General features: G+C 71.1%; 13 protein-coding genes. 10 read left to right on the top strand and 3 right to left on the bottom strand.

What is annotated here, in order from left to right:
• Positions 1-158: 158 nt before the first annotated feature.
• Genes WAE60_RS23965 through WAE60_RS23955 form a run of 3 tightly spaced genes read left to right on the top strand, consistent with a single transcriptional unit; the run spans position 159 to position 3774 of the window.
• On the top strand, positions 159-1598 hold the full coding sequence (locus WAE60_RS23965; RefSeq protein ID WP_029908929.1) for an MFS transporter: 1440 nt from the start codon (positions 159-161) through the stop codon (positions 1596-1598).
• A gap of 32 nt (positions 1599-1630) precedes the next feature.
• Complete coding sequence (pabB, locus tag WAE60_RS23960) at positions 1631-2971, top strand: aminodeoxychorismate synthase, component I (RefSeq protein WP_337689206.1); 1341 nt, start codon at positions 1631-1633, stop codon at positions 2969-2971.
• The gene (locus WAE60_RS23955) at positions 2968-3774 is read left to right on the top strand and encodes an aminotransferase class IV (protein ID WP_337689203.1); all 807 of its coding nucleotides are present in this window, start codon (positions 2968-2970) and stop codon (positions 3772-3774) included. The genes pabB and WAE60_RS23955 overlap by 4 nt, the downstream gene beginning before the upstream one ends.
• Here the strand turns inward: WAE60_RS23955 and WAE60_RS23950 are convergent.
• From WAE60_RS23950 to WAE60_RS23940, 3 genes are all read right to left on the bottom strand, one after another.
• Positions 3771-4307: a TadE/TadG family type IV pilus assembly protein gene (locus WAE60_RS23950; protein ID WP_156035599.1), complete on the bottom strand. Its 537-nt coding sequence runs from the start codon at positions 4305-4307 to the stop codon at positions 3771-3773. The two genes, WAE60_RS23955 and WAE60_RS23950, sit on opposite strands and share 4 nt — an antisense overlap.
• Complete coding sequence (locus WAE60_RS23945; protein WP_029908921.1) at positions 4304-4867, bottom strand: TadE/TadG family type IV pilus assembly protein; 564 nt, start codon at positions 4865-4867, stop codon at positions 4304-4306. The genes WAE60_RS23950 and WAE60_RS23945 overlap by 4 nt, the downstream gene beginning before the upstream one ends.
• A gap of 95 nt (positions 4868-4962) precedes the next feature.
• Positions 4963-5382: a pilus assembly protein N-terminal domain-containing protein gene (locus WAE60_RS23940; protein ID WP_035018255.1), complete on the bottom strand. Its 420-nt coding sequence runs from the start codon at positions 5380-5382 to the stop codon at positions 4963-4965.
• Positions 5383-5694: 312 nt separating this feature from the next.
• Here WAE60_RS23940 and WAE60_RS23935 point away from each other — a divergent pair, with 312 nt between their 5' ends.
• From WAE60_RS23935 to WAE60_RS23905, 7 genes are all read left to right on the top strand, one after another.
• Complete coding sequence (locus WAE60_RS23935) at positions 5695-5874, top strand: Flp family type IVb pilin (protein WP_029908916.1); 180 nt, start codon at positions 5695-5697, stop codon at positions 5872-5874.
• Positions 5875-5954: 80 nt separating this feature from the next.
• Positions 5955-6125 (top strand): Flp family type IVb pilin, encoded by a 171-nt coding sequence (locus tag WAE60_RS23930; RefSeq protein WP_337689196.1) that lies wholly within the window; start codon positions 5955-5957, stop codon positions 6123-6125.
• Between the two features lie 113 nt (positions 6126-6238).
• Complete coding sequence (locus WAE60_RS23925) at positions 6239-6751, top strand: prepilin peptidase (RefSeq protein WP_337689194.1); 513 nt, start codon at positions 6239-6241, stop codon at positions 6749-6751.
• A 193-nt stretch (positions 6752-6944) separates the two neighbouring features.
• Entirely contained in the window at positions 6945-7826 is an 882-nt protein-coding gene (cpaB, locus tag WAE60_RS23920; RefSeq protein WP_337689192.1) for a Flp pilus assembly protein CpaB, read from the top strand.
• A complete protein-coding gene (locus WAE60_RS23915) occupies positions 7823-9484 on the top strand; it encodes a type II and III secretion system protein family protein (RefSeq protein WP_337689190.1) in 1662 nt (553 codons plus the stop codon). The genes cpaB and WAE60_RS23915 overlap by 4 nt, the downstream gene beginning before the upstream one ends.
• Before the next feature lie 10 nt (positions 9485-9494).
• On the top strand, positions 9495-10190 hold the full coding sequence (locus tag WAE60_RS23910; protein WP_029908907.1) for a CpaD family pilus assembly lipoprotein: 696 nt from the start codon (positions 9495-9497) through the stop codon (positions 10188-10190).
• A complete protein-coding gene (locus WAE60_RS23905; protein WP_029908906.1) occupies positions 10190-11764 on the top strand; it encodes a CpaE family protein in 1575 nt (524 codons plus the stop codon). Before WAE60_RS23910 ends, WAE60_RS23905 begins: the two co-directional genes overlap by 1 nt.
• The last annotated feature ends 85 nt before the right edge of the window (positions 11765-11849 follow it).

Raw genomic sequence — 11849 nt, 5'->3', positions numbered from 1 at the left:
CCCGCCAATGCGCTTCACGTGCGGGCTGAAACAGGGGTCCCGGGCACAAGGCCCGGGATGACGGTTGAAAAGGGGGACGTGACAAACACCCGTTTAATCGCCACGCTCCTCCCAAGCCGCCGCGTCAGACGACGGCCCTGTGACGAGGGTGGAACCGCATGAGTGAGTTCTCGGCCGCCGCGGCGGTCCCCAGCGAAGGCGAGCCGGTCGCCCCGCTGAAGTCGGGCCTGTCGCGCGGTGCGCTCGCCTGGATCCTGCAGCAGGGGGCGCGAGACCCCTATGTGATCCTGATCACCATCTACATCTTCTCGCCCTACTTCTCGCGGGTGCTGGTCGGCGATCCGGTCCAGGGCCAGGCGGTGGTGGCCAACATCTCGACCATCTACGGCCTGCTGACCGCCCTGACCGCGCCGCTGATCGGGGCGATGATCGAGCAGTACGGGCCGCGCAAGTCGATGCTGGGCCTGACGACCGCCGTGATGGTCCCCGCCCTGGTCGCCCTGTGGTGGGCCATGCCCGCCGGCGGCCTGCCGCTGTGGGTGACCAGCGGCCTGCTGATCGTGCTGGGCGTGGCCTACAATCTGGCCGACGTGCTGAGCAATTCGCTGCTGGGCCGGGCCGCCGGGACGGCGCCCGGGCGCGCCGCCCTGATCTCCGGGCTCGGCTACGCCGTGGCCAACGGCCTGTCGGTGGCCCTGCTGGTCTTCATGCTGTGGGGCATGGTGCTGCCGGGCCAGGTGGACTGGCCGGGCGTGCCGCACGCCCCGCTGTTCGGCCTGGACCCCGCCAAGAACGAGCCCAGCCGGATTTCCGGCCCGCTGGCGGCGGCGGTGATGCTGCTGGGCGCGATCCCCTTCTTCCTGTGGACCCCCGACGCGGCCCGCACCGGCCGCGGCTGGATGGCCAGCGCGCGGGACGGCATCGGCATGCTGCGCGACATCTTCGCCAACCTGAAGGGTCACCGCGACATCGCCCTCTTCCTGGGCGGGCGGCTGCTCTACAACGACGGCATGACCGCCCTGCTGGTCTTCGGCGGCCTGCTGGCCGCCGGCCTGATGCACTGGGGCGCGCTGGAGATGCTGGCCTACGGCATCTCGCTCAGCATCTTCGGCGTGGGCGGCGGCCTGATCGCCCCGTGGTTCGACAAGGTGCTGGGCCCGCGCAAGGCCGTGCAGCTGGAGATCGCGGGCTCGCTGGCGGTGCTGCTGTGCAGCCTGGGCATGGGGCGCGAGAAGATCCTCTATTTCTGGGCCTACGACCCGGCCGCCCACGCGCCGGTCTGGAACGGGCCGCTGTTCCGCACCGTGCCCGAGCTGATCTATCTGGGCCTGGGCCTGCTGATCGCGGTGTTCGTCACCGCCCAGTACGCGTCGAGCCGCACCCTGCTGATCCGCCTGTGCCCGCCCGACAAGACGGCGGCCTTCTTCGGCCTCTACGCCCTGTCCGGCACGGCGACCATGTGGCTGGGCTCGCTGCTGGTGGCCCTGGCCACGGCGGTGTTCAAGACCCAGGTCGGCGGCTTCGTGCCGGTGGCGGCCCTGCTGCTGGCCGGCTTCTGCGTGCTGTTCATGGTCAAGGGCGGCGAACGCGAGGCGTAGCGCCGCGACGCCCGCGGCGGTATCACCCGCCGATGCGTCATGTCGTCCTCATCAGCGCCCCCTGGCGCGACCCGGTCTGGGCCGCGGCCCCGTGGCGGGACGAACCCTTCGCCTGCGCCCTGATCTCGGGCGGCCAGGCGGGGCGGTGGTCCTACCTGCTGCGGGAGCCGGACCAGACCCTGACGGTCACGGCTGAAGAGTCGCGCGACCCGTTCGCCGCCCTGGCCGAGCTGATCGGGCCGCCCCAGGGCGCCGACCTCGACGGTCCGCCGTTCCAGGGCGGGGTGGTGGGCCTGGCCGCCTACGAGCTGGGCGACCGCGTCGAGCACCTGGACCTGGCGCGCACCGGCTGGCCCGACCTGGCCTGCGCCCGCTATCCGGCCCTGCTGGCCTTCGACCACCTGCAGCGCCGGGTGCTGGCTGTCGGCCGGGGCGGATCGCAGAGCTTCGCCCGCGCCCGGGCCGAGGCGGCCCTGGCCTGGCTGAACGCCCCCGCGCCGCCGGTGCACGAGGGCGTGCTGTGCGACGGCCTCGCGGTCGGCGACGGCGAAGCCTACGAGGACGCCGTGGCCCAGGTGGTCGAGCGCATCGTCGGCGGCGAGATCTTCCAGGCCAACATCGCCCGCGCCTGGACCGGGCGGCTGGCGGCCGGCGCCCACCCGTTCGACCTGTTCGCCCGCCTGCGCGCCGACAGCCCCGCCCCGTTCTCGGCCTATCTGCGCCTGCCGGGCCGGGCCCTGGTGTCCAACTCGCCCGAGCGGTTCCTGAAGGTCACCGGCGGCGACCTGTCGATCGAGACCCGGCCGATCAAGGGCACCCGCCCGCGCGGCGCCGACCAGGCCGAGGACGCCCGGCTGATCGCCGAGCTGTCGGCCAGCGCCAAGGACCGGGCCGAGAACCTGATGATCGTCGATCTGATGCGCAACGACCTGGCCCGGGTCAGCCCGCCCGGCAGCGTCGCGGTGCCCGAGCTGTTCCGCGTCGAGACCTTCGCCAACGTCCATCACCTGGTCTCCACCGTGACCGGCCGGCTGGCCCCGGGCCTGACCAGCGCCGACCTGCTGCGCGCGGCCTTCCCGCCCGGCTCGATCACCGGCGCGCCCAAGGTCCAGGCCATGAAGGTGATCGCCCAGCTGGAGACCGCGCGCGGCCCCTATTGCGGCTCGCTGTTCTGGGCGGGGGCGGACGGGGCGCTGGAGTCCAGCGTGCTGATCCGCACCGTGGGCCTGGAACAGGATGCGGACGGTTGGCGCTTGGAGGCGAGGGCCGGAGCGGGCATCGTCGCCGACAGCGATCCCCACGCCGAGCGCCTGGAGACCGAAGCCAAGTTCGCCGCCCTGCGCCGGGCGCTGATGGAGCCGCCCCGCGGATGACCTCTCCCGACGCCTTCCCCCTGGACGCCTTTCCTCTGGATGATCGCGGGCTGCTGCTCGGCGACGGCCTGTTCGAGACGATGCTGTGGACCGGCGGCGGCCTGCCGCATCTGGACGCCCACCTGGCGCGGATGGCGGCCGGCTGCGAGACCCTGGGCCTGCCGGCCTTCGACCGGGAGCAGGTCCGCGCCCTCTGCCTGGCCGCGCCGCAGCGGGCCGGCCTGGCCGAGGTCCGCGCCGCCGTGCGCCTGACCCTGACGGCCGGTTCGGGCGGGCGGGGCCTGGATCGCCCCGCCGCGCCCATGCTCCGCCTGGCGGCGAGCGCCGCCGCGGCCGCGCCGGTGACCACCCCGGTCGACCTGGTCCTGGCCAGGACCCGCCGCAACGAGGGTTCGCCCGCCGCCCGGCTGAAGACCCTGTCCTATCTCGACAGCGTCCTGGCCCGGGCCGAGGCCAAGGCGGCGGGGGCCGACGAGGCGGTGATCCGCAACAACCACGGCGACCTGGCCTGTGCCGGGGCGGCCAACCTGTTCTGGGTGGAGGGCGGCTCGCTGTTCACCCCGGCCCTGCACTGCGGCGTGCTGGACGGCATCGCCCGGCGACGGGTGATCGCGGCGGCGCGGAGCCTGGACGTCGACGTCCACGAGGTGTCGACCGGCGCCGAGGCCCTGGACGAGGCCGAGGCGGTGTTCCTGACCAACAGCCTGATCGGCGTGCGCCCGGCGCGGCGCTTCGAGGGCGAGACCTTCGGTCCCCACGCCCTGGTCGAGCGGCTGGCGGAGGCGGTCCGCGAACCCACCTAGGGGACGCGCGTCACTTGGTCAGAGAGGCGCGGCCGCAGATAGAAGGTGCGGCGGAAGGTCATGGTCTCGGGCACGACGGTCTTGAACACCGTGTCGTACTCGTAGCTGGCCTTGCTGATGATCACGCTCTGGCTGGCCGGCAGGACGGAGACCGGGATGTCGACCACGTCGTTGGCGGCGGGGCAGTTGGTCGGCGAGTTGGACTTCTCGACCCAGGCGACCGTGTCCTTGCCCGCGGCGTTGGAGACGACGCTGTAGACGCACATCCGCAGGGTCGAGGTCGGGAACGGGGCCATCATCACCTTGCCGGCGGTGAACACGTCGTCGCGGCGGGCGTTGCTGAACTGGGTGTCGCGGGCCACCACGTCGCCGATGGAGGCGGTCAGGTGGCTTAGCCGGCGCTGGGCCATCATGGCCTCGGTCAGCTCGGCCATGCCGAAATAGAACAGCAGCAGCAGCGGGGCGATCAGGGCGAACTCGACCGCCGAGACGCCGCGGCGATCGCGCCAGAAACGGATGAGGCGGCCGGTCATGAGCATTTGATCGCGACCGGGGTTTCCGAATACGGCTCGTTGACGAACACCGTGGCGAAGGTGACCTCGCGGTCGCCGGCCGTGCCGCCCACCGCCTGCTGCAGCAGCGGCGTGATCAGGGGCCACTTGTAGTAGCCGCGCACCAGCATGATCGAGCTGGGGCCGCCGGTGTCGAAGCAGGTCGACCCGGTCACGGGCTTCTTCAGCTTGCTGGCGTCGGCGAACGACGGCAGGACGCGGACGTCCAGGGTGATCGACTTGGCGCAGGAATCGCCGAGCCAGGACATCTGGGCGCAGACGTCCTTCAGGTACTGTTCCTTGGTGGTGTTCTGGGCGTCGCCGGTGCGGATCTTGCGATCGGCCATGATCAGGGCGTTCTCCAGGCTCATCGACACCAGGAAGGCGATGCCCAGCTCGATGATCCCGAACACCAGCAGCAGGAAGGGGATCGAGACGAAGGCGAATTCGACCGCCGCCGCGCCGTCGTCGTCGCGCGCGAAGCGGCGCAGCAGGCCCAGGCGGGCCAGCAGGCGGCGATAATGTCGGGTTCGATCGGCCACGCGTCAGCGCCCTTGAGGAACGTCAGGCGCGCAATCTAGGCCAGGCGTCCCTAATCAGTGGTTTAGGTCGCCGCGACCAGGGGACGGAAACGGGCTTACGGCGTGGTCGGGGTCGCGGCCGGGGCGGGCGGGGCGGCGGTGGCGCTCAGCAGCGAGCACCGGTCGCCGCAGGCATAGGTCGCCGCGCTGGCGCCGCGCTGGACGACGACGGCCTGGGTCGGGATGTCGGACACCACCACATCGCGGTCGGCCAGGGCGCGACCGCGCGCGTCGAACGCCAGGACGGTGGTCGCGCCGGCCTTCTTGCCCATCACCACCAGGGTCCGGTCGTTGACCAGGCTGACGTCGGCCACTGCCGGATCGCCCACCACGATGTCGCGCACGGGCGCGCTCAGCACGATCCGCGCGGCGGCGCCGGCGCTGACCGACAGCGGCGCGGACGGGCTGTCGGCGACGGCGACCGTGGCGATGGAGAGGCTCAGACCGGCGCAGAGCGCGAGAGTCAGGCGGCGCATGACGATGTCTTCCCAGGCTTTGTACACGACGAGGATGCCTCGGAATGGTCAATAAAGAACTAAGCTCGTTGTTTGTGTATTCTTTCCGACACTTGAGAAAACCTTGATGCACAAGGGGTTTTCGCCTCTCTAGGTATGGCATAGTTAAAAGAAAATAATGGTAAACTAAAATAAACCAACGAAAAAATTCGCGAAACTATCCGGTGTTTACTGGCCATTAAGCGAGCTGGGCGAAATTGATCGTGTTTTCGGGGGTGAGCAAGTCGACACGGCTTGAGAGCCCAGATCCACTTACTGACCAGGAGATCCACCATGTCGAAGTTTGTCACCCGCTTCCTGAAGGACGAATCCGGCGCCACCGCCATCGAGTACGGCCTGATCGTCGCCCTGATCGCCGTCGTGATCGCCACGATCGTCAGCACCCTGGGCGGCCACCTGAAGGACGCCTTCAAGAAGGCCGACGACGCGGTCACGGGCGCTTCGGCCTCGTAATCCGCTACCGCTCGAAAAAGAGGGCCTCGGCAGCAATGCCGGGGCCTTTTTTTTCCCCTTTCCTGATCGGGAACCCAGCCATGCGGCAGTTCGCAATTCGCTTCCTGAAGGACGACTCCGGCGCCACCGCCATCGAATACGCCCTGATGGCCACCATGATCGCCGTGGTGATCGTCGGCGTGGTCGGCGTGATGGGCGGCCACGTGAAGGACGCCTTCCAGAAGGGCGCCGACATCTTCACGGCCGGCTAGGCTTCGCCGGACGTTTCGCTATTCCAGCCCCGCGGCGGGATTTTCGCCGCGCGGGAAACCATTGCTTCATGCGATCGGGGCAAGCTGGCGCCGATTGAAACGGCAAGGCCGCCATGCAGACCCTTCAGTTCGCCCTGCTGCTCGTCTTCCCCGCCCTGGTCGTCGTGGCCGGGCTGAAGGACGCCACCAGCTACACGATCCCCAACTGGATCTCCCTGGCCCTGATCGCCGCGTTCGCGCCGGTGGCCCTGGTCAGCGGCGCCTCGCTGGCGACCCTGGGCCTGTGCCTGGCGGCCGGCCTGGCCGCCCTGCTGGTCGGCATGGGCATGTTCGCGGCCGGCTGGATCGGCGGCGGCGACGCCAAGCTGTTCGCGGCCGTGGTCCTGTGGCTGGGCTGGCCCGCCGCCGGGCCGTTCATGCTGGTCACCGCCCTGGCCGGCGGCGCCCTGACCCTGGGCCTGCTGAGCCTGCGTTCGGGCTGGTTCGAGCCGGTCCTGGCCGGCAGCCCGCCCTGGATCCGCAAGCTGGGCGCCAAGGACGGCGACATCCCCTACGGCGTGGCCATCGCGGTCGGCGCCCTGATGGCCTTCCCGCAAGGCGCCCTGACCCTGGCGGTCGGCGCCTAGGCTTTCGACGGCCGGCGCCCCGCGTCAGCCTGTCGCGCCCCCGGCCCGGCCTTTCGGAGCTGAGCCTTTAGCCGCTGTTAACCATGGTCGCGCGAGTGTGCGACGCGGCCAGAAGGGCCGTTCGACGATTTGCGCGTGATCGCCTGAAGGCGGCTCGCACGACCTTTCGTTTCCGTCGCCAGAGCCCATCCGTATGAATCCTCTACGCGTCATGATCGTCCTGGTCGCCGCCGTCGCGGCCATCGGCCTGGCCGTGGTCATGCAGAAGGCGATGGGCGGCAAGCCCGCGCCGGCGCCCGTCGTCGAGGCCGCTCCGGCCAGCAAGCCCATGACCCAGGTCCTGGTCGCCAAGCGCGACCTGGCCATCGGCGACCGCCTGACCGGCGGCGACGTCGCCTGGCAACCCTGGCCGTCCGACACCGTCAACGCCGCCTTCATCACCAACGGCGCGGCCGAGCCCGCGCCGACCAAGGTCTCGGCCAAGGCCGCCAAGGCGGTCGGCGACGCGGCCGAGATGATCGGCGGCGTCAGCCCGGAAAAGGCCGTCGAGGGCGCGATCGTGCGCGACCCGATCCTGTCCGGCGAACCCATCACGGCCCGCAAGATCGTGCGCGGCGGCGAAGGCGGCTACCTGTCGGTGGTCCTGGGCCCGGGCAAGCGCGCCATGGCCGTGCCGATCACCTCCGAGACCGCCGTCGGCGGCTTCATCCTGCCGGGCGACCGCGTCGATGTCATCCAGACCCACGAGCAGACGACCGTCGGCGAGGGCGATGGCGGCGGCAAACAGGTCGTCGCCGAGACCGTCATCCAGAACGTCCGCGTCCTGGCCCTGGACCAGACCACGGCGGCCGAGAAGAAGGACGCCAAGACCATCGTCGCCTCCACCGCCACCCTCGAGGTCGGCCCGGTCGAGGCCGAGGCCCTGTCCCGCGCCAAGGCCGGCGGGCCGGTGACCCTGACCCTGCGCGCCTACACCGACCTGGGCGGCCCCTCGGGCGCCGTCGCCCCGCCAGACTCCTCGGTCGTCCGCATCAATCGCGGCGGCCAGACCTCCAGCATCTCGGTCCGCCCATGATCCGCCGGCTCCTCTCCGCCTCGTTCGCGGCGCTCCTGGCGCTGGCGCCGACGACCGCCGCCCTGGCCGACGGCCCGGCGGCCGGCACCCATTTCTACGCGACCCAGCCCCGCGCCGCGGCCCCGCGCGCGGTCGAGACGCCGGTCATGGCCGCGCCCGCCGACCAGGTGCTGCGCATCGACCTGACCGCCTCGGGCGCCCAGAACCTGTCGCTGTCGCGCGGCAAGTCGGCGATCATCGAGCTGCCGGTCGATGTGCGCGACATGCTGGTGACCAATCCGGCCGTCGCCGACGCCGTGCTGCGCGGTCCGCGCCGCATCTATGTGCTGGGCATGGCCCTGGGCTCGACCGACGCGGTGTTCTTCGACGCTTCGGGTCGTAAGATCCTGAGCCTGGCCATTCGGGTCGAGCAGGACTCCACCGCCCTGGAGGACACCCTGCGCCGCGTGCTGCCCAACGCTCACATCCAGGTGCAGGCGATCCGCGACAGCGTGATCCTGACGGGCTCGGTCGCAGACGCCAACGAGACCGGCGTGGCCTCGCAGATCGCGGCCAAGTTCGTCGAGAAGCCCGAGAACGTCCTGAACATGCTGACCATCGCCGGCAAGGACCAGGTGATGCTGAAGGTCCGGGTCGTCGAGGTCCAGCGCAACATGATCAAGCAGCTGGGCGTCGATTCCAGCGTGGTGCTCGGTCAGCTGGGCGAGACCCAGTACAAGTTCGGCTTCACCCCGACCTATGGCGTCAACAACAGCCTGCTGGGCGGCGTCGTCGGCGGCTGGGCCCGCGACACCACCAAGCAGCCGCAGATGGTGGTGCCCTGCGCCGCCGGCGTCAGCGGCACCTGCTACCAGGTGGTTCACTCGACGGTCTTCGACGCCGTCGATTCGAACGGCAACCCGATCAAGGTCACCAACGGCAACACGGCGACGGTCAAGGACACCGCCGGCAGCGCGGGCCTGAACTCGGGCAAGGGCATGATCCAGGCCTTCGAACGCGTGGGCCTGGTGCGGACCCTGGCCGAACCCAACCTGACCGTCGTGTCGGGCGAGGCGGGCAAGTTCCTGGTCGGCGGGGAATTCCCGGTGCCGACGGGCCTGGACACCGCCGGCCGCGTCAGCATCGAGTTCAAGCCGTACGGCGTGGGCCTTGGCTATACGCCGGTCGTGCTGTCGGGCGGCCGCATCTCGCTGAAGCTGTCGACCGAGGTCTCGGAACTGAGCAGCGCGGGGGCCTTCACCCTGTCGGCGGGGACCAGCGGCGGCTCGAGCCTGGTGGTGCCGGGCCTGACGGTGCGGCGGGCCGAGACGACGGTCGAGCTGCCGTCGGGCGGTTCGCTGATGATCGCCGGCCTGCTGCAGCAGCAGACCAAGCAGAACATCGACGCCCTGCCGGGCATGACCAACCTGCCGATCCTGGGCGCGCTGTTCCGGTCGCGCGACTACCAGAACGGCGAGACCGAGCTGGTGGTGATCATCACCCCCTACATCGTCGACCCGACCAAGCCGCAGAACCTGCAGACCCCGGCCGACGGCCTGCAGACCGCGAGCGACATGAGCACGGTCCTGCTGGGCCGGCTGAACAAGGTGGTCAAGGCGCCGGCCGGCGCGAACAACGGGCGCGCTTACCAGGGCCCCGTCGGCTACGTGATCGAGTGAGAACGCGGACATGACGCGACCCCATCTTCTTCCGAACCTGACCGCCGCGGGCCTGGTCCTGGTCCTGCTGTCGGCCTGCGCCTCGCACGGCCTCGAGCCGGAGGCGCCGCCGCCGCGCACCGAGACCTCGCAGTGGAACGATCGCGTCCACGTCCTGTCGCATCCGGACGAGGTGCTGCTGGCGCCGCACGCCGAAGGGCTGTCGGCCGCCCAGACCCAGGCCCTGGACGGGCTGGTGGGCCGCTGGATGTCGGCCGAGGCGCGCGAGATCGTGGTCTCGGCCCCGATCGGCGGCACGGGCGGCGAGATCGCCGGCCGCATGGCGGTGGCCGCGCGCCAGCACCTGATCTCCATGGGCGCGCCTCCGGCCTCCGTGCGCGTGACCGGCTACGACGCCGCCGGCGCGCCGGGCGCGCCGCTGAAGGTCGGCTTCCTGCGCTACACCGCCGAGGTCCCGCAGTGCGGCGGGTGGGAGAACATCACCGCCACCCGCAACAACACCGCCTACGAGAACTTCGGCTGCGCGGTGACCGCCAACATGGCCGCCCAGGTGGCCAATCCCGAAGACCTGCTGAGCCCGCGCAACGAGACGCCGATCGATTCCGGCCGCCGCGCCACCGTGCTCGACAAGTACCGCAAGGGCGAGGTCACCTCGTCGGCCAAGGACGAGCAGTCCAACGGCGTCGTCTCGAAGGCCGTCAACTGATGGCCGGGCGGAACGATCACGACCCCTTCGACCTGGGTTTCGAGGCCGACGACGACTTCGCGCCGGCGGGCGGCGATCCCTGGCGCGCCGCGCCGGCCCCGACCTCGGCCGTGGGCGCGGGCGCCGACGACCCGTTCGCCGACTTCCCGCCCGTGCGGCCGCGCGAAACCGCCTCGGCGCCGTTCGCCGACCTGCCGCCCTCGGCGCCGCCCTATACGCCCCAGCCGGCTCCGGCCGCCGCCGCTTCGGCGCCCGCGCCGACCGCCGTCCGCGACGTGCCGATCGAGGCCGCCGAGCCGGTGGCCCCGACCGCCCACCCGGTCGGCTCGACCCAGGCGATGGTGCAGGAGGTGCTCGCCGCCGCCGACGCCGACATGGGCGAGGCGGCCGTGCCGCGCATCACCATCCACGCGTTCTGCGCCCGGTCCGAAACCGTGGCCCTGGTCGAGGCCGCCTCGGCCGACCGCCGCATGGCCCGCGCCTCGACCCTCGCCCGTCCCGGCGGACTGGAGGCCGCGGTCGACTACTACCAGAACCAGTCGACGCCCTCGCTGGTGCTGGTCGAGAGCCTGGACGCCGCGCCGCGCATGCTGGCCCTGCTGGACGGCCTGGCCCAGGTCTGCGACCCGGGCACCAAGGTCGTGGTCATCGGCCAGACCAACGACATCGCCCTCTATCGCGAGCTGATGCGGCGCGGGGTCAGCGAGTACATCACCCAGCCCCAGGGCCCGCTGCAGATCATCCGCGCGGTCTCCAGCCTGTATGCCGACCCCTCCGCGCCGTTCGTCGGCCGGCAGATCGCCTTCGTCGGCGCCAAGGGCGGCGTCGGGTCCTCGACCCTGGCCCACAACTTCGCCTGGTCGATGGCCGAGCGCGTGCAGGCCGCCACGGTGATGGTCGACCTGGACCTGCCGTTCGGCACGGCCGGCCTCGACTTCAACCAGGACCCGCTGCAGGGCGTGCTGGACGCCCTGACCCAGCCCGACCGCCTGGACCCGGTGCTGATGGACCGCATGATGGTCCGCTGCGGCGACCGCCTGAGCCTGTTCGCCGCGCCCGGCGCCCTGGACCAGGACTACGAGATCCCGGCCGACGCCTTCGAGGAGGTCACCCAGAAGATCCGCGGCGTCGCGCCGTTCGTGGTGCTGGACCTGCCCCACAGCTGGAGCGCCTGGACCCGCCAGGTGCTGATCGGCAGCGACGACCTGGTCGTGGTGGCCACGCCCGACCTGGCCTCCCTGCGCAACGCCAAGAACATCGTCGACCTGGTCCGCCAGGCTCGGCCCAACGACGCGCCGCCGCGCCTGGTGCTGAACCAGGTGGGCGTGCCCGGCCGTCCCGAGATCCCGGTCAAGGACTTCGGCGAGGCCCTGGGCCTGACGCCGTCCCTGGTGCTGCCGTTCGACCCCAAGCCCTTCGGCCAGGCCGCCAACAACGGCCAGATGGTCGCCGAGGTGGCCCCCAAGTCGAAGGCGGCCGAGGGCATCGACCACCTGGCGCGACTGATCAGCCGCCGCGAACCGCCGGCGGCCCAGAAGACGTCCATCCTCTCCAGCCTGTTCAAGAAGAAGTAGGGCATGTTCGGCAAGCGCGACCAGGCCGCCGTTCGGACCGAGCAGGCGCCGCCGCCCGTCTCCAACGACGGGCCGGCCATCGCCA

Source organism: Caulobacter sp. CCG-8 (genome assembly GCF_037402475.1).
In the GTDB taxonomy this organism is placed as follows: domain Bacteria; phylum Pseudomonadota; class Alphaproteobacteria; order Caulobacterales; family Caulobacteraceae; genus Caulobacter.
Note: the sequence above shows the minus strand (reverse complement) of the source record. Positions and strands in the feature narration are given on the sequence as shown.

Bases quoted from the DNA above. Each gene is read 5' to 3' on its own strand.
- WAE60_RS23965 (WP_029908929.1), top strand. From the start codon at position 159: ATGAGTGAGTTCTCGGCCGCCGCGGCGGTCCCCAGCGAAGGCGAGCCG.
- pabB (WP_337689206.1), top strand. From the start codon at position 1,631: ATGCGTCATGTCGTCCTCATCAGCGCCCCCTGGCGCGACCCGGTCTGG.
- WAE60_RS23955 (WP_337689203.1), top strand. From the start codon at position 2,968: ATGACCTCTCCCGACGCCTTCCCCCTGGACGCCTTTCCTCTGGATGAT.
- WAE60_RS23950 (WP_156035599.1), bottom strand. From the start codon at position 4,307: ATGACCGGCCGCCTCATCCGTTTCTGGCGCGATCGCCGCGGCGTCTCG.
- WAE60_RS23940 (WP_035018255.1), bottom strand. From the start codon at position 5,382: ATGCGCCGCCTGACTCTCGCGCTCTGCGCCGGTCTGAGCCTCTCCATC.
- WAE60_RS23935 (WP_029908916.1), top strand. From the start codon at position 5,695: ATGTCGAAGTTTGTCACCCGCTTCCTGAAGGACGAATCCGGCGCCACC.
- WAE60_RS23930 (WP_337689196.1), top strand. From the start codon at position 5,955: ATGCGGCAGTTCGCAATTCGCTTCCTGAAGGACGACTCCGGCGCCACC.
- WAE60_RS23925 (WP_337689194.1), top strand. From the start codon at position 6,239: ATGCAGACCCTTCAGTTCGCCCTGCTGCTCGTCTTCCCCGCCCTGGTC.
- cpaB (WP_337689192.1), top strand. From the start codon at position 6,945: ATGAATCCTCTACGCGTCATGATCGTCCTGGTCGCCGCCGTCGCGGCC.
- WAE60_RS23915 (WP_337689190.1), top strand. From the start codon at position 7,823: ATGATCCGCCGGCTCCTCTCCGCCTCGTTCGCGGCGCTCCTGGCGCTG.
- WAE60_RS23910 (WP_029908907.1), top strand. From the start codon at position 9,495: ATGACGCGACCCCATCTTCTTCCGAACCTGACCGCCGCGGGCCTGGTC.
- WAE60_RS23905 (WP_029908906.1), top strand. From the start codon at position 10,190: ATGGCCGGGCGGAACGATCACGACCCCTTCGACCTGGGTTTCGAGGCC.